Annotated in this window: 15 protein-coding genes; 1 reads left to right on the top strand and 14 read right to left on the bottom strand. The window is 68.9% G+C overall.

Annotation, left to right across the window (positions count from 1 at the left end; all coding sequences use genetic code 11):
- Positions 1 to 87: 87 nt before the first annotated feature.
- Both KQ304_RS02485 and thrC read right to left on the bottom strand, forming a co-directional pair.
- The gene (locus tag KQ304_RS02485) at positions 88 to 363 is read right to left on the bottom strand and encodes a MoaD/ThiS family protein (RefSeq protein WP_255109042.1); all 276 of its coding nucleotides are present in this window, start codon (positions 361 to 363) and stop codon (positions 88 to 90) included.
- Positions 364 to 491: 128 nt separating this feature from the next.
- A complete protein-coding gene (thrC, locus tag KQ304_RS02490) occupies positions 492 to 1793 on the bottom strand; it encodes a threonine synthase (protein ID WP_259735541.1) in 1302 nt (433 codons plus the stop codon).
- A 140-nt stretch (positions 1794 to 1933) separates the two neighbouring features.
- Between thrC and KQ304_RS02495 the strand changes: the two genes are divergently transcribed.
- Positions 1934 to 4810, top strand: coding sequence for a UPF0182 family protein (locus KQ304_RS02495; RefSeq protein WP_259735542.1), 2877 nt, complete (start codon positions 1934 to 1936; stop codon positions 4808 to 4810).
- A gap of 115 nt (positions 4811 to 4925) precedes the next feature.
- On the opposite strand, the gene fba is transcribed toward KQ304_RS02495, so the two are convergent.
- The 12 genes from fba to KQ304_RS02555 all read right to left on the bottom strand — a co-directional run bounded on the left by fba (position 4926) and on the right by KQ304_RS02555 (position 15272).
- Positions 4926 to 5999: a class II fructose-bisphosphate aldolase gene (fba, locus tag KQ304_RS02500; RefSeq protein WP_259735543.1), complete on the bottom strand. Its 1074-nt coding sequence runs from the start codon at positions 5997 to 5999 to the stop codon at positions 4926 to 4928.
- 151 nt (positions 6000 to 6150) lie between these two features.
- Positions 6151 to 7248, bottom strand: coding sequence for a Gfo/Idh/MocA family protein (locus KQ304_RS02505; RefSeq protein ID WP_259735544.1), 1098 nt, complete (start codon positions 7246 to 7248; stop codon positions 6151 to 6153).
- Between the two features lie 21 nt (positions 7249 to 7269).
- Positions 7270 to 7671, bottom strand: coding sequence for a hypothetical protein (locus KQ304_RS02510; RefSeq protein WP_259735545.1), 402 nt, complete (start codon positions 7669 to 7671; stop codon positions 7270 to 7272).
- Positions 7668 to 8552, bottom strand: a complete 885-nt coding sequence (accD, locus tag KQ304_RS02515; protein ID WP_259735546.1) for an acetyl-CoA carboxylase, carboxyltransferase subunit beta — start codon at positions 8550 to 8552, stop codon at positions 7668 to 7670. Before accD ends, KQ304_RS02510 begins: the two co-directional genes overlap by 4 nt.
- Before the next feature lie 33 nt (positions 8553 to 8585).
- Positions 8586 to 9407 (bottom strand): A24 family peptidase, encoded by an 822-nt coding sequence (locus KQ304_RS02520; protein ID WP_259735575.1) that lies wholly within the window; start codon positions 9405 to 9407, stop codon positions 8586 to 8588.
- A 65-nt stretch (positions 9408 to 9472) separates the two neighbouring features.
- A complete protein-coding gene (locus KQ304_RS02525) occupies positions 9473 to 9772 on the bottom strand; it encodes a hypothetical protein (RefSeq protein WP_259735547.1) in 300 nt (99 codons plus the stop codon).
- Between the two features lie 112 nt (positions 9773 to 9884).
- Complete coding sequence (locus KQ304_RS02530) at positions 9885 to 10787, bottom strand: phosphoribulokinase (RefSeq protein ID WP_259735548.1); 903 nt, start codon at positions 10785 to 10787, stop codon at positions 9885 to 9887.
- Positions 10788 to 10871: 84 nt separating this feature from the next.
- Positions 10872 to 11945, bottom strand: a complete 1074-nt coding sequence (gene leuB, locus KQ304_RS02535) for a 3-isopropylmalate dehydrogenase (RefSeq protein ID WP_259735549.1) — start codon at positions 11943 to 11945, stop codon at positions 10872 to 10874.
- A gap of 42 nt (positions 11946 to 11987) precedes the next feature.
- Positions 11988 to 13016 (bottom strand): UDP-3-O-(3-hydroxymyristoyl)glucosamine N-acyltransferase, encoded by a 1029-nt coding sequence (gene lpxD / locus KQ304_RS02540; RefSeq protein ID WP_259735550.1) that lies wholly within the window; start codon positions 13014 to 13016, stop codon positions 11988 to 11990.
- Between the two features lie 41 nt (positions 13017 to 13057).
- Positions 13058 to 14194 carry a glutamate 5-kinase gene (proB, locus tag KQ304_RS02545; RefSeq protein ID WP_259735551.1) on the bottom strand — a complete coding sequence of 379 codons (1137 nt, stop codon included), beginning with the start codon at positions 14192 to 14194 and terminating at the stop codon, positions 13058 to 13060.
- Positions 14191 to 14649, bottom strand: a complete 459-nt coding sequence (locus KQ304_RS02550; protein WP_399228190.1) for a YqeG family HAD IIIA-type phosphatase — start codon at positions 14647 to 14649, stop codon at positions 14191 to 14193. Before KQ304_RS02550 ends, proB begins: the two co-directional genes overlap by 4 nt.
- 53 nt (positions 14650 to 14702) lie before the next feature.
- Entirely contained in the window at positions 14703 to 15272 is a 570-nt protein-coding gene (locus KQ304_RS02555; RefSeq protein ID WP_259735553.1) for a DUF3727 domain-containing protein, read from the bottom strand.
- Between the last annotated feature and the right edge of the window lie 18 nt (positions 15273 to 15290).

A 15290-nucleotide genomic window follows, 5' to 3' on the forward strand; every position in this document is an offset into this window, starting at 1 on the left:
CGTGTGCTGAGCCTATGGACGATCTCTGCCCCATTGGGTGCTGGCAGGCACACCTGGGCGGGGAAAGCGATCGGCCGCGCCTGCTGATCAGCCGCCGGCCACGGCCGGCACGATGCTCACCTCATCGCCGTCGGCGAGGGCCGTGGCCTGGTTGTCGAGAAAACGGATGTCTTCGCTGTTGACGTACACGTTGAGGAAGCGCCGCAGCTTGCCGTTCTCATCGGTGAGCCTGGCGAGGATGCCGGGGAAGCGCCCCTCCATGGCCTGCAGCAGCCCATCGACGTTGGTGGCCTCCAGCTCCACGCTGGATTGATCTGAGGTGAATTTCTGCAGGGGGGTGGGGATCAGAACCTGAATCGCCATGGCGGAAGTGGAGAGCGGCGCAGCCGCCGGCAAAGGATGGTGGAAGAACTGAGCTGGAGCTTGGGAGTTGTGGGCCTGGGCCCTGGGCAGCGCAACGAGGAGCCCCAGGGAGCCCCATGGGCACGGCCTCAGACGCCGATCGGCTCCCAGCTGGCGCGGTGCAGCGACTGGGCCCGCTCCCAGGCGGCATTGAAGCTGGCGAGCTGGGGCTCGATCGTGTGCGGTTCACCCACGGAGGAGGCCACGGCCTCAGTGGTTTTCAGGCCGTTGCCGGTGATGTAGGCCACGGTGGTTTCGCCCGGATCGATCTTGCCCTCCTCCACCAGCTTCTTGAGCACGGCGATGGTGGTGCCGCCGGCGGTTTCGGTGAACACGCCCTCGGTTTCAGCCAGCAGCTTGATGCCGTCGATGATCTCCTGGTCGCTGACGGCGGCAATCGTGCCGTTGGTGCGCCGGGCCAGGTCGATGGCGTAGGGGCCGTCGGCGGGGTTGCCGATGGCGATCGATTTGGCGATGGTGTTGGGCTTCACCGGGGTGATGAAGTCGCGGCCTTCGGCGAAGGCCTGGGCGATGGGGGAGCAGCCCTCGGCCTGGGCGCCACTGAAGCGCACCGGCTTCTCATCGACGAGGCCCACCTTGATGAACTCGTCGAAGCCCTTGCGGATCTTGGTGAACAGCGAGCCGGAGGCCAGGGGCGCCACGATGTGATCCGGCAGTTGCCAGCCCAGCTGCTCGATCACCTCGTAGCCGAGGGTTTTGGAGCCCTCGGAGTAGTAGGGGCGCAGGTTGATGTTGACGAAGCCCCAGCCGTAGGTGTTGGCCACTTCGGAGCAGAGGCGGTTCACCTGGTCGTAGTTGCCCTTCACCGCCATCAGGGTGGGGTTGTAGATCAAGGTGCCCAGCACCTTGCCCATCTCCAGATCGCTGGGGATGAACACGCAGCACTCCATGCCGGCGTGGGCGGCGATGGCGGCGGTGGAGTTGGCCAGGTTGCCGGTGGAGGCGCAGCTCACGGTGGTGAAGCCCAGTTCGCGGGCCCTGGTGAGCGCCACCGACACCACCCGGTCCTTGAAGGAGAGCGTCGGCATGTTGACGCCGTCGTTCTTGATGTAGAGGTTCTTCAGCCCCAGGCGGCGGGCCAGGCGGTTGGCCTTGAGCAGGGGTGTGAAGCCGGTGCCCACATCGATCGGATCGCCTTCGATCGGCAGGAACTCGCGGTAGCGCCAGATGGAGGTGGGGCCGGCTTCGATCGAGGCCCGGCTGACCCGGGCGCGGATGGCGTCGTAGTCGTAGACAACCTCCAGTGGTCCGAAGCAGACGTCTTCACAGACGTGGCGCGCACTCGCCTCATAGGGGTGGCCGCATTCCTTGCAGCGCAGGCCCGTGAAGGTGGAGCGGGAAAGGGCTGAGCGGGAAAGGGCGGCCGTCACGATGGAACCCTGCGAGTGACACGGAGGCTAACAGCGCCGTTCCAGGGCTCTGGATAATCCCGATCTCTGGAGTCGGGCTTTGCAGGGAGATCGCCTGCCGGAGCCTTCCTGCCTATGGTCCGCGGGAGATGCTCTGATCGATGCTGCGGCAACTGCGGCGAGTTCCCTGGCCGTTGCTGGTGTCCGTGGTGGTGCTCAGCCTCGCCGCCACCCTTCTGCTCACGGCCCGGACCTGGGTGGAGTGGCAGTGGTTCGCACAGTTCGGCTGGGGCGCCGTGATCGTGCGCCGCTGGTTGCTGCAGGGCGCCGGATGTGTGCTGGGGCTGAGCCTGGGCGTCGGGCTGCAGGGCTGGTTGGGATGGCTGTGGGGCAGGCCCGTGGTTGGACCGGCCGAGAGGCCCCGTTTCGGCCTGGCCCCCTTCCCCTATCTGCTGGCGCTGATCGCCCTGCTGGCCGCCCAGATGCTGCCCTTGCTGCTGCTGCTGCGGCTGGCCCAGCGCCTGCTGCTCAATCCCTTCGACCCGCAGCGGCTCCATGGTCTGGTGGCCCTGGCGGATCTTCCCTGGCCGGCGGTGGCCCTGCTGGCCGCTCCGGTGCTGCTGGCCCTGCTGCGGGCGCCCCTGCTGGCGCCGCGGCTGTTCTCCGCCCTGGCCAGTGCCTTGGCCGCCGTGGCCCTGGCCCGGGGCTGGGGGTTCTGGATCCTGGCCCTGCTGGCGCCCGACGCCGGTGTGAGCGACCCGATGCTCGGGGCGGACGTGAGCTTCGCTCTGGTGCGATTTCCCGCCCTGGCCCTGGGTCTGACCCTGGCGCTGAGTCTGGGCTGCGTCCACATGGCGGCGGCCCTCTGGGGATTGCTGGCGCGGCCCCCCCAGCTCAGCGATGGCCGCTTCGCGGGCTTCAGTGGCGCCCAGCTGCAGGCTCTGCGCCTGCCTTGGGGTCTGTTCTGCCTGGTGGTGGCGGCGGGCTTCTGGCTGGGCCGTCATCAGCTGCTGCTCAGCACCGAGGGCAGCGTGCCAGGGGCGGGCTGGGTGGATGTGCACGTGTCGCTCCCTCTGCGCACAGCGGCGGCGGTGCTGGCTCTGCTCACGGGCCTGCTGCTGGTGTTGCCCCTGCCGCGTCGAGGCTGGCGCAGCCGCACCTTTCTGCTCAGTGGGGTCGCCTTGCTGTTGGTGCTGCTGCTCGAGGCGCTGCTGCTGCCGGTGCTGCAGCTGCTGGTGGTCAACCCGAGGGAGCTGGAGCGGGAAACCCCCTACCTGGCTCGCTCCATCGCCGCTACCCGAGCCGCCTTTCAGCTTGATCGCATTGACACCCGCAATGTCAACCCCAAGGAGCGCCTCACCCGAGCCGACCTCGACCAGAGCCAGGCGACCATCCGCAACATCCGCCTCTGGGACAGCCAACCGCTGCTGGCCACCAACCGACAGCTCCAGCAGCTGCGCGTGTTCTACCGCTTCTCTGAGCCCACGGTCGATCGCTATGCCATCGCCTCCGGCAACGAGCCGCCCCAGCAGCAGCAGGTGGCGATCACCGCCCGGGAGATGGATAGCTCCGGGCTGCAGAGCGCCGCGCGCACCTGGCTGAACCGCCATCTGGTGTTCACCCACGGCCAGGGATTCACGGTCACACCGGTGAACACCAGCACCCCCGACGGGCTGCCGGAGTTCTTCATCAGCGATCTGGGCCCCAACCTCCGCATCAGCGGCGCCGCCGATCTCGGCATCAGCCGCGAGCAGGTGAAGGCGGCGATCCCCGTGACCGATCCCAACCTCTACTTCGGCACCCTGCCGGGGCCCTACGCCCTGGCCCCCACTGAGGTGAGGGAATTCAACTTCCCCGAGGGGGACGAGAACTTCTATACCCATTACAGCGGCAGGGCGGGTGTGCCCCTGCGCAGCATGGCGGCGCGGCTGGCCGCAGCCTTGTATCTCGGCGAGCCCCGCCTGATGGTGAAAGGCGCGATCACTCCCGAGACCCGGCTGTTGCTGCGGCGCGAGGTGAGGGAGCGGGTGCGGCGACTGGTGCCCTTCGTGACCTTCGAAGCCGAGCCCTACCTGGCCACGGTGCGCCTGGGAGACGATGCCGCTCCCTTCCAGCCGGAGCAGAACCAGTTCTGGATCGTTGACGGATTCACCCTCAGCCGCACCTACCCCTACAGCGCTCCTGTGCCGGACCGCCGGGATGTGCGCTACGTGCGGAATTCAGTGAAGGCGGTGGTGGATGCCTACGAGGGTCGCGTGGCGCTTTATGTGTCGGAACCCGACGATCCCCTGATCTCAGGCTGGAAGCGGCTGTTCCCCGAGCTGTTCCAGCCCCTGGAGGCGATGCCGAAGGTGCTGCAGGCCCACATCCGCTACCCGATTCCCCAGTTCGAGCTGCAGACCACCCAGCTGCTTCGGTACCACGTGAAGGATCCGGCCGTGTTCTACAGCGGTGACGACGTCTGGCAGATCCCCAAGGAGATCTACGGCTCGGAGCTGATTCCGATGGACCCTTATCACATCAGTGGCCAGCTGTCGCCCGAACTTCCGCCGGAATTCCTGCTGCTGCAACCGCTCACCCCCCTGGCCAGGCCCAACCTGACGGCCTGGCTGGCGGCCCGGAGCGACGCCCCCAACTACGGCAAGGTGGAACTGCTGCGCTTCCCCAGCCAGACGCCGATCCTGGGGCCCGAGCAGATCACGGCGCTGATCAACCAGAACCCGCAGATCAGCCAGCAGTTCGGGCTCTGGAGCCGGTCAGGGGCCGAAGTGGTGCAGGGCAATCTGCTGGTGATGCCAGTGGGCGAGGCCCTGCTCTATGTGGAGCCGGTGTATCTCAAGGCCCGCCAGGGTGGCTTGCCCACCCTGACCCGGGTGGTGGTGAGCGACGGCACGCGCATCGCCATGGAGCCCACCTTGGCGGAGGCGATCGAGGCCCTGCTCGATCCTCGGCGCTCCAGCCCTGCCACCGAAGCCCTGGTGGCTCCCGGCCAGGAGCCGAACGCCCTGAGCCCTCCAGGCCCCGCCGCCCTCCCCTGACCCTTGAGGGGACGGCCACTGCTTGGCGGCACCTGGCAGCAACTGGCGGCAGCGCACAAAAAAGGGGGCCCAAGGGCCCCCGGAAGCCAAGATGGCGTGAAGAAGACCAGCCAGCTCAGACGGCGACGGCGGTTTTCGGGTCGAGCGCGCCCTTGGCGTAGAGGGCGGCGTAGTAGTTGATGTTCTGCTGCTTGATCTTGCTGGCCTGGCCGGCGCACCAGAACTGCTGGTAGCGATCGAGGCACACCTTCTTCATGTAGGCCCGGGCCGGCTTGTTGAAGTGGCGGGGGTCGAAGTTGGCGGGATCCTTGAAGGCGGCTTCGCGCACGGCGGCGGTGAAGGCCAGGCGGTTGTCGGTGTCGATGTTGATCTTGCGCACGCCGTTCTTGATGCCGTTCTGGATCTCTTCCACAGGCACGCCATAGGTTTCGGGGATGGAGCCACCGAACTTGTTGATCATGTCGAGCCACTCCTGGGGCACCGAGCTGGAGCCATGCATCACCAGGTGGGTGTTGGGGATGGCCTTGTGGATCTCAGCGATGCGCGAGATGGCCAGCACCTCACCGGTGGGCTTGCGGGTGAACTTGTAGGCACCGTGGCTGGTGCCGATGGCGATCGCCAGGGCATCCACCTTGGTTTTGGCCACGAAATCAGCGGCTTCGGCGGGATCGGTCAGCAGCTGGTCGCGGGAGAGAGCACCCTCGAAGCCGTGGCCGTCCTCGGCTTCACCCTTGCCGGTTTCCAGGGAGCCCAGGCAACCCAGCTCACCTTCCACGCTGACGCCGATGGCGTGGGCCACATCCACCACTTCCTTGGTGACGGCCACGTTGTAGTCGTAGCTGGCGGGGGTCTTGGCGTCCGCTTCCAGGGAGCCGTCCATCATCACCGAGGTGAAGCCGTTGGCAGCGGCGCCGAAGCAGGTGGCGGGGCTGTTGCCGTGGTCCTGGTGCATCACCACCGGGATGTTCGGATAGGTTTCGGTGGCGGCGATGATCAGGTGACGCAGGAAGATCTCACCGGCGTACTGACGGGCGCCGCGGGAGGCCTGCAGGATCACGGGGCTGTCGGTTTCGTGCGCCGCCTCCATGATCGACTGGACCTGCTCCAGGTTGTTGACGTTGAAGGCCGGGATGCCATAGCCGTTCTCAGCGGCGTGGTCGAGGAGCAGCCGAAGCGGAACGAGGGCCATGGGAAAAACCTCTGAAGGTTGAGTGGGTGATGCGTCAGGGTCGGCCCCGGGGGGCCGGATCACCGGCGTCGGGACCTTGACGCAGGCTGGCTGCGAGTTTAGTTCATCTCCCGGGATTCGGGCCCCAGCGCCCAGCGCCAGAGCCCTGCTCTCAGCGGCTGAGGCTCTGGCGCAGGCCGCTGGCCGATGATTCGAGCGCCAGGTCGCAGCAGAGCTGACTGCGTTCCCCCTCGGCCAGGCCCGGCAGCATGGGCCGCCCCTCGCGCACGCTGTCGCTCCACCAGCCCTGCAGCCGCGCCACCGGGGCGATGCGGCCGTCGGCCCAGGTGCGGCCGAAGGCCAGGGCGGGATCGGGCGGCAGCAGTTGGGGCGGCTCCCCCGGCTGGGCCAGCCAGAGGTGAAAGCCGTGCACGTAGTCGGTCTGGTTGTCGCTGCCCAGGATCAGGCTGGCCTCGCTGCCGTGGAACTCCAGCCAGCAGCCGCGGCCGGCGCGGGTCACCGAAGAGAGGCTGAGCTGGGCCGGCACCGCCGCCCCTGAGGGGGCCTCCAGTTGCAGCTGCAGCAGGGCCACATCGTCGGCATCGACAGCCGCCCAGCGATCGGGGCTGCCGGCCAGGGGGCGCTGGGGAATGGCGGTGGAGAGGCTGGCGCTCAGCTGGCGCACCGGACCCAGCAGCCACTCCAGGCTGTCGAAGGCATGGGTGCCGAGGGAGCCGAGCACGCCGCCCCCCTGGGAGCGCTGCGACGCCCAGCTGAACGGCCTGCTGGGATCGGCACGGCTGCTCATCAACCAGTCAAAGCGCACCAGCCAGGTCTCCCCCAGCACTCCCCGGCTGAGCAGCTGCTTGAGCTGCTGGAACACCGGCACCGCCCGGTACTCGAAATCCACCGCCACGCTCAGGCCCCGCTCGATCGCCAGTCGCCTCAGCTCCTGCACCTGGGCCACCTCCAGGGCCACGGGCTTCTCCAGCAACAGATGTTTGCCGGCCTCGAGGGCCGCGCGCGCCAGCTCGAAGCGGGGGGCTGGCGGGGTGGCGATCACCACCGCCTCCACCGCCGGATCCGCCAGCAGCGCCGTGAAATCACTGTGGCCCGGCAACTGTGCGGCGCGGCAGGCCGCCTCCAGGCGCTCGGCTCTGGGGTGCCAGAGGGCCACCGGCTCGGTGCCCGGGCAGGCCCGCAGGGCGTTGAGGTGCACCTTTTCACCGAAACCGAGGCCCGCCACGGCGACCTGGAGGGGTTGAGTCATGGCCGTTGGGAGTTCAGGGGATCAGCGGGACGCCAGCAGTTCGGAGCCGGCCGCGCAGGCCTCCTCCAGCACAGCGCTGATCAGGTCATCTCCGCCGCTGGGTTGCCACTCGGGCTTGAAGCGGGGCAGACCGTTGACGGAGGTGTCGCGGAAGAGCCCCTGGCCGCAGTCGATCTCCATCACATAGAGCTGGCTGCGATCCTCCTCTGAGGCCGGCTGGAAGCGGGTGAGCACCGAGAGATCACCGCCCCGGCTGAGGCGCAGGCTGCCCGTGTCCCACCACTGGCGGCCGGCCGGGTTCTCGGGCACTTCCTGCCAGTTCACCGGGCCGGCGTTGGCTGGACCGGGTCCGGCGGCCAGGGCGATCAGCAGCAGCGCGGCTGCCAGCACGGCGGTCTGCAGAATCCGCTGCAGGGAACTCATGCCGCCACCTGGGTCGTGGCGGCGCTGACGCCATGCAGCCGCAGCAGGCTGGCGAGGGTGCCGCGCAGGCGGGTGCGCGGCACGATCAGGTCCACAAAGCCATGCTCCTGCAGGTATTCGGCGGTCTGGAAGCCTTCGGGCAGCTTCTCGCGCAGGGTCTGCTCGATCACCCGCCGGCCGGCAAAGCCGATCAGGGCCTTGGGTTCGGCCAGGATCAGATCGCCCAGCATGGCGAAACTGGCCGTCACTCCACCGGTGGTGGGATGGGTGAGCAGCGGCATGTAGAGGAGTTCCTGCCGGCGGTGGCGCTGCAGGGCCCCGGAGATCTTGGCCATCTGCATCAGGCTGAGCATCCCCTCCTGCATGCGGGCGCCGCCGGAGGCGCAGACGATCAGCAGCGGCTGGCGCCGCTCCGTGGCCTGCTCGATCAGGCGGGTGAGCTTCTCGCCCACCACCGAGCCCATCGAGCCGCCCATGAAGCGGAAATCCATCACCCCCAGGGAGAGGGGCAGACCCTCGAGGCGGCAGTGGCCGGTGACCACCGCATCGCGCAGGCCGGTGGCCTGCTGGGTGTCACGCAGGCGGTCGGCGTAGCTGCGGCGGTCCTTGAAGGCCAGGGGATCGGTGGGGGCCAGCTCGGTGTCGATGGCGCTGAAGCTGCCCTCATCGGCGATCACCCGGATGCGGGTGTCACTGTCGATGCGGTGGTGGTAGGAGCAGCCGCTGCAGACGCTGGCGTTGGCAATCAGATCCTTGCGATACACCACCAGCCCGCATTCGGGGCATTTGCTCCAGAGCCCGTCCCCGTCTTCGATCTCCTGGGTGGCGCGCACAACCGGACTGGCCTTGCGGCGATCGGCGAACCAGTCGAACAGGGACACGGGATGGGACCTGGCAACAGGGCGGTGCGTCCATTAAAGGCTGACGCCCCACCAACTCCACGGCTGCAGCCACCAGCCCTCCCCCGCCAGCCAGACCGCCACGCCACCAAGGGCGAGAAAGGGGCCGAAGGGAAAGGGCTGGGATGGCCCCAGCCGTCCGCTCAGCCGCCCCGCACTGCCCACAGCCGCTCCGCTGAACACCGCCAGGGCCACCGCCACCCCCAGGCCCGTCAGCCCCAGCCAGGCCCCCAGCAGGGCGGTGAGTTTGGCGTCGCCCAATCCCAGGGCCGGCCGGCCCAGCAGCCGCTCGGCCAGGGCACTGAGCCCTTCGAAGGCCAGCAGCCCCAGGCAGGCGGCGAGCAGATGGTTGAAGACCAGGGACCGGGCCACCTGCCCCGACTGGCTGAGGCCTGCGGCCAGGCACACCGCCAGGCCCAGCAGCAGACCCCAGCGGCAGAGCGGCTCGGGCAGCCAGAGGTGGTCGCAGTCGATCAGCACCAGTGGAATCAGCCAGCTCACCAGCAGCCAGCCGGCGCCGATCTGCAGCCAGGTGGGCGCGCCGGCCATGGCGCTGGGGCTGGCCTGAAGCACGGCCACCCACAGCCCGGCGCAGAGCAGCTCCACCAGGGGATAGCGGGGGGAGATCGGGCCGCGACAGTTGCCGCAACGACCCCGCAGCAGCAGCCAGCCCAGCACCGGCAGATTCTGCTGAAAGGCCAGGGGCACTCCGCAGCGGGGGCAGTGGCTGGCGGGAAACAGCAGCGATTCCCGCCGCGGCAGCCGCCAGGCCACCACGTTGATGAAGCTGCCGGCGCAGGCCCCCAGCAGGGCTGCCAGCAGAGGCATCAGAAGCATGGTGGCGGTGCCGGGCTCCACAGTCAGCTCCACAGGGATGGCGTCAGGGGACGGCCAGGGGGGATTCAGCCGCGCTGGGGACCGCGGACCGATCGGGGCCTGCCGCCGCCGCGGCCACGGATCAGCTCCAGGGGCACGAACTGCTCATCGGGCAGGAGCACCGGCGCCTCGAACACCACCCGCCCCTGGCCGCCGCCACCACTTTCGAGCACGATCCCGATCGGCTCTGCCCCCCCGGGGCATTGCTCCACGTAGTGGAAATAAACGCGGCGCGCCTGCTTGATGACCACGCCACTGTTGATCTGATCCCAGCGCACCGGCGGGTTGCCCGGGCTGGAGGCGCCGCGGATCTCGAACGAGGGCATGGGCGCCCTTCCAGAACCGGTGGAGGCCGCCGGCGGTGTGGGGTCGAATGATGGAGGTGTGGCGAAGGAAATCGGCCTCACCCTTTTCGATCGGCCCCTGCAGCCTAATCGTTCAGGACAGGGTCTTCTTGTCCTCGATCATGCGGTGAATGATCGGGGTGAGGATCAGCTCCATGGCGAAGCCCATCTTGCCGCCGTTGACGACGATGCTGGTGGGGCTCGACATGAAGGAGCCGTTGATCATCCGCAGCAGATAGGAGAAATCGATGCCCCATTTCTCCCGGGCTCCCTTGCGGAAGTGGATGATCACGAAGCTTTCGTCCGGGCTGGGGATGTTGCGGCAGATGAACGGGTTGGAGGTGTCTACCGTGGGCACCCGCTGGAAGTTGATGTCGGTGCGGCTGAACTGCGGGCAGATGTGGTTGATGTAGTCGGGCATGCGGCGCAAGATCGTGTCCACGATCGTCTCGGCCGAATAGCCCCGCTCGGCATTGTCGCGGCTGATCTTCTGGATCCACTCCAGGTTGGCGATCGGCACCACACCGATCAGCAGATCCACCATGGAGGCCACGTCGTAGCCGTCGCCCACCACACCGCCGTGCAGGCCTTCGTAGAAGAGCAGGTCGGTCTCGGAGGGAATCGGCTCCCAGGGGGTGAACTGACCGGGGTCCAGCTGGGTGCCGAGGCGGGCATTGTGCTCAGCGGCCTCCTCCACCGAATGGAGGTAGTAGCGCTTCTGGCCACCGCCGGTTTCGCCGTAGGAGCGGAACTGCTCGGCCAGCTTGTCGAACAGGTTGGCCTCGGGGCCGAAGTGGGAGAAGTTGATCCCGGCCGACTGGGCCTGGGCCATCTGCTCCTTCATCGGACCGCGCTCGAAGCGGTGGAAGCTGTCTCCTTCGACCACCGCCGGCATGATTCCCTCCCGCTGGAAGATGTGCTCGAAGGCACGTTTGACGGTGCTGGTCCCTGCGCCAGAGGAACCGGTGACCGCTACAACCGGGTGACGCTTGGACATCAGCGCAGGGGGAGAAAAGGCGAAATCGAGTTTGGCAGGTCACCGGTCCAGGGGCCTCGCCCCCCAGGGTTGCAGCCGCTCCGCTCAGAGTTCCGCCAGCAGTTTCTCGCCCATGGCCGCGCAGCCCAGCAGGCTGCAGCCCTCCGCCATCAGATCGCCTGTGCGGTAGCCCGCCGTGAGCACCCGGTCCACGGCCGCCTCCAGATCGCTGGCGGCGGCCTCCTGCTTCAGCCCCACCCGCAGCATCATGGCGGCCGAGAGCACCATCGCCATCGGATTGGCCAGGTCGGCCCCGGCGATGTCGGGGGCGGAGCCGTGCACCGGCTCGAACAGCCCAGGGCCAGCGGAGCCCAGCGAAGCGGAGGGCAGCATGCCGATCGAGCCGGTGAGCATCGCCGCCTCGTCGCTGAGGATGTCCCCGAAGAGGTTGCCGGTGAGCAGCACATCGAACTGGCGGGGGGCGCGCACCAGCTGCATCGCCGCGTTGTCGACGTAGAGGTGGCTGAGCTCCACCTGGGGGAAGTCCCCGGCGATCAGCTCCACCCGGTCGCGCCAGAGCTGGCTGACATCGAGCACGTTGGCCTTGTCGACACTGCAGAGCCTGCCGCCCCGCTCGCTGGCCAGCTGGAAGGCCACCCGGGCGATGCGGTCGATCTCGTCGTCGGCGTAGACCATCGTGTTGAAGGCCCGCACGCGGCCTTCCGCCTCCACCCGCCCCTTGGGGGTGCCGAAGTAGATGCCGCCGGTGAGTTCACGCACCACCAGCAGATCCACGCCGGTGATCACCTCGGGCCGCAGGGTGCTGGCCCCGATCAGCGCCGGAATGATCTTCACCGGCCGCAGGTTGGCGAACAGGCCCAGGCCCGAGCGCAGGCCCAGCAGGCCGGTTTCGGGCCGCTGCTCCCGCGGCAGGGCATCGAAGCGGGGGCTGCCGATCGCCGCCAGCAGCACGGCGTCGGCGCTGCGGCAGGCCGCCAGGGTGCTCTCCGGCAGGGGCTCGCCGCTGCGGTCGATGGCGGCGCCACCGATGGGCTGCTCGTCGTAGATGAGGCTGAAGCTGTGGCGCGCGCTCACCGCATCGAGCAGGTGCCGCGCCACGGCCGTGATCTCCGGTCCGATGCCGTCGCCGGGGAGCAGGGTGATGCGGTAGCTGGTCATGGGTGCAGGCCCGCGGAGGTGGAGAAAGCGCTGGGCGCGAGGCTACTTCTGCAGCTGGCGCAGGGCCTTGGCCATCTCCGGCAGCTTGTTGAACGCGGCGGAGCAGCGCAGCCACAGGCGGTTGGGGATGGCCGGGTAGCCGCTCACCACCTCGCCGGCGGCCACCTCGCCGTGGATCCCCGACTTGGAGGAGGCGATGGCGCGATCGCCGATCCTGGCCCGGTTGGCCACGCCCACCTGCCCCGCCAGGATGACGCCATCGCCGAGGGTGGCGCCGCCGGCGATGCCCACCTGGGAGGCCAGGGCGCAGCCGCGGCCGGTGACCACCCCATGGCCGATCTGAACCAGGTTGTCGATCTTGGTGCCGGCGCCGATGCGGGTTTCCCCCACCGAGGGGCGATCGATGGTGGTGCCGCAGCCCACTTCCACCCCCTCCTCCAGCACCACCAGGCCGGTCTGGGGCATTTTTCTCCAGCCGCTGGCGGTGGGCACGAAGCCGAAGCCCTCCGAGCCCACCACCGCCGTGGAGTGGACCACGCAGCCGCGGGCCAGGCGGCTGCCGGGGTGCAGCACCGCATTGGCATGGATCTCGCAGCCCTCGGCCAGCTGCACATCGCTGTAGAGGACGGCACCGGCGTGGAGGGTGCAGCCCGCGCCGATCACACAACCTTCCCCCACCACCACATGGGGGCCGATGTGCACGTCTTCGCCCAGGCTGACGCCCGGATCGATCACGGCGCTGGGGTGAAGGCCCGGTGGCAGACGGCGGGGGGGATGGAGGGCTTCGAGGGCTTCGGCGAAGGCCAGCCGTGGGTTCTTGAGGGCCACCCAGGCGATGCCCCGGCTGCTGGCGATCTCCTGCAGGGCGGCATCGGCGGGCAGCAGCAGCGCGCCGGCCGAACAGGTGCTCAGGGCCGCCGCGAGGCTGTGACCGGGCTCGAGAAAGGCCAGCTCCGCCGCTCCGGCCTGGTCGACGGCCGCCGCTGTGCTCAGCTCTGGGTCCGTGGCCAGGTCCCTGGGGCTGGCCTCGCTCAGCTCGCTCAGGTGGGTGAGCAAGGTGCTGAAGCGCATTCCAGGGGTGGCAGCTGGCGGCCGGATCGTAGGCCGGCCCCTCAGCCCTGGGCCACCGCGGCGGTGAGCACCAGGTGGTCGCGGTGGACCACCGCATCGCCGGCGCCGTGCTCCAGGGTGGTTTCGGCCGCCTGGCTGCTGAGCCCCAGCACCTGGGCCACCTCGGCGCTGCTGAGGGCGCAGAGGCCGCGGCCGATCTCCCGCCCCTCCAGCGAGAGCAGCCGCACGGCATCCCGCCGCTCGAAGGCGCCGTTGACCGCGAGGATGCCCACCGCCAGCAGGGAGGCGCCCCGCTCGATCAGGGCCCGCTCGGCGCCGGAGTCGATCAGCAGCTCGCCCTTGGGCAGCAGGGCATGGGCCAGCCAGCCCTTGCGATCGGGCAGGGGGCTGGGGCTGGGACGGAAGAGGGTGCCAAGGCTTTCGCCGGCCAGCAGGGCTTCGAGCACCGCTGGATCGCGGCCATCGGCCAGGCGCACGGCAATGCCACTGGAGGTGGCGATGCGGGCGGCGGCCAGCTTGGTGGTCATGCCGCCGGTGCCCCAGCGGCCGCCGCCTTCGGCCACACCGCTGAGGCTCTCCAGCTCCAGCAGATCGCGCACCACCTCGATCGGCCGGGCACTGGCATCGCTGCGGGGATCGCCCGAGTAGAGCCGATCCACATCGGTGAGCAGCACCAGCTCATCGGCGCCGATCGCCACCGCCACCAGGGCTGAGAGGGTGTCGTTGTCGCCGAAGCGCAGCTCATCGGTGGCGAGGGTGTCGTTCTCATTGACCACGGGCACCACACCCCAGCTCAGCAGCTGCTCGAGCGTGCGGCAGGCGTTCTGGTAGCGGCGGCGGGAGGCCAGGTCGCCGCGGGTGAGCAGCACCTGGGCCACGGGGGTGTTGTGCTGGGCGAAGGCGGTTTCATAGAGGCGCATCAGCCGGCCCTGGCCCACGGCGGCGGCGGCCTGGAGGGCCACCACCTCCTCGGGCCGCTGCTGGAAGCCAAGGGCATGGCAGCCCAGACCCACCGCACCGCTGGTGACCAGGGCGATGGTTTCCCCCAGCTGCCGTCGCCGGCTGAGGCTGGCGGCCAGGCCGGCGATCACCGTTTCGGTGTCGCGCTGACCCGTGCCACGCAGCAGGCTGGTGCCCACCTTGACCACGCGGCGTTTCGGAGCGGCCGCTGTGGTCATCGGCTCCACTCGGTGCCCACCAGCCGGGCCAGGCGCACCTCCAGACGCTGCAGGCGATCCTGCGGGCAGGGCCGACCCTCCGGGCCCAGGGGTTTCACCAGCACGGTGAACAGGCCGAGGCGGTTGCCCACCAGCACATCGGTGAACAGCCGATCACCGGCCAAGGCCACCTGCTCCGGAGGGAGATCGAGGTCGGCCAGCACCCGGCGCAGGGCGCTGCGGCGGGGCTTGGCCGCCGAGGTGGTGAAGGGCAGATCCAGGCGCTGGGCCACCGCGCCGATGCGCCGCCTGGAGGGATTGTTGCTGAACAGATGCAGCCGCAGCCGTTCTTTGGCCTGGCGCAGCCAGGCCTCCATCAGCGGGGGCATCTCGCTCTGGCGCAGCGGCAGCAGGGTGCGGTCCACATCCAGCACCAGGGCACAGATGCCGCGATCCAGGAGCGGCTCCAGGGGCATCTGGGCCAGGGTGGTGCTCAGGACCCAGTCAGGGCGCAACAACTGCTGGACGTTCACCCAGCGCTCTCCCGGTCCTCGAGCTCCGCCTCGATGCGCGGCTGAACCCGCTCGAATTCCTCCCCTTCCACCAGCACCGCTTCGCTGTTCTCCATGCGGGCCACCACGAAGAAGGGATCGAGGGGGATGTAGAGGCCGTATTCCTGGTCTTCGGCGCGGAACTGGATCAACATCTCGTAGAGGTCGGTCTCATCGTCGCCATCACCGTCGCCCTGGAGGTCGTCGTCGAGGTCGTCGGGGTCCGGTTCCTCCAGTTCCCCGCTCACGGTCAGGGTCACCGCCGAGCGCACCAGGGTGAGGTCGTGCTCCTGCAGCACCACATCGGCCACGGTCAGGATTGATTCGGCGGCATCCACCTCCTCGACCACCTCGTCCTCCTCGTCGTCGCCCTCGGCGATGCGCACCAAGCACACCGGGGTGTCCACCGGGGTGAGCAGGGCGTAGTCGTGGCCATCCAGCGGAATCAGTTGTTCGAGAAAGCAGAGCAGCTGTCTGTTCTGGCCATCACGAACGAGCACCGTGGGCACGTCACCGGATCCACTGATCGACGGTCCTTCGGCACTCATGGGGAATCAGCAGGTCCC

The organism is Synechococcus sp. CS-1329 (assembly GCF_025128055.1).
Lineage (GTDB): Bacteria > Cyanobacteriota > Cyanobacteriia > PCC-6307 > Cyanobiaceae > Regnicoccus_A.

Coding starts and splice junctions, on each gene's coding strand:
- KQ304_RS02495 (WP_259735542.1), top strand. CDS start 1,934: ATGCTGCGGCAACTGCGGCGAGTTCCCTGGCCGTTGCTGGTGTCCGTG.
- KQ304_RS02530 (WP_259735548.1), bottom strand. CDS start 10,787: ATGTCCAAGCGTCACCCGGTTGTAGCGGTCACCGGTTCCTCTGGCGCA.
- KQ304_RS02520 (WP_259735575.1), bottom strand. CDS start 9,407: ATGCTTCTGATGCCTCTGCTGGCAGCCCTGCTGGGGGCCTGCGCCGGC.
- leuB (WP_259735549.1), bottom strand. CDS start 11,945: ATGACCAGCTACCGCATCACCCTGCTCCCCGGCGACGGCATCGGACCG.
- KQ304_RS02555 (WP_259735553.1), bottom strand. CDS start 15,272: ATGAGTGCCGAAGGACCGTCGATCAGTGGATCCGGTGACGTGCCCACG.
- KQ304_RS02485 (WP_255109042.1), bottom strand. CDS start 363: ATGGCGATTCAGGTTCTGATCCCCACCCCCCTGCAGAAATTCACCTCA.
- KQ304_RS02510 (WP_259735545.1), bottom strand. CDS start 7,671: ATGAGTTCCCTGCAGCGGATTCTGCAGACCGCCGTGCTGGCAGCCGCG.
- proB (WP_259735551.1), bottom strand. CDS start 14,194: ATGACCACAGCGGCCGCTCCGAAACGCCGCGTGGTCAAGGTGGGCACC.
- KQ304_RS02505 (WP_259735544.1), bottom strand. CDS start 7,248: ATGACTCAACCCCTCCAGGTCGCCGTGGCGGGCCTCGGTTTCGGTGAA.
- KQ304_RS02550 (WP_399228190.1), bottom strand. CDS start 14,649: ATGCCCCTGGAGCCGCTCCTGGATCGCGGCATCTGTGCCCTGGTGCTG.
- lpxD (WP_259735550.1), bottom strand. CDS start 13,016: ATGCGCTTCAGCACCTTGCTCACCCACCTGAGCGAGCTGAGCGAGGCC.
- KQ304_RS02525 (WP_259735547.1), bottom strand. CDS start 9,772: ATGCCCTCGTTCGAGATCCGCGGCGCCTCCAGCCCGGGCAACCCGCCG.
- fba (WP_259735543.1), bottom strand. CDS start 5,999: ATGGCCCTCGTTCCGCTTCGGCTGCTCCTCGACCACGCCGCTGAGAAC.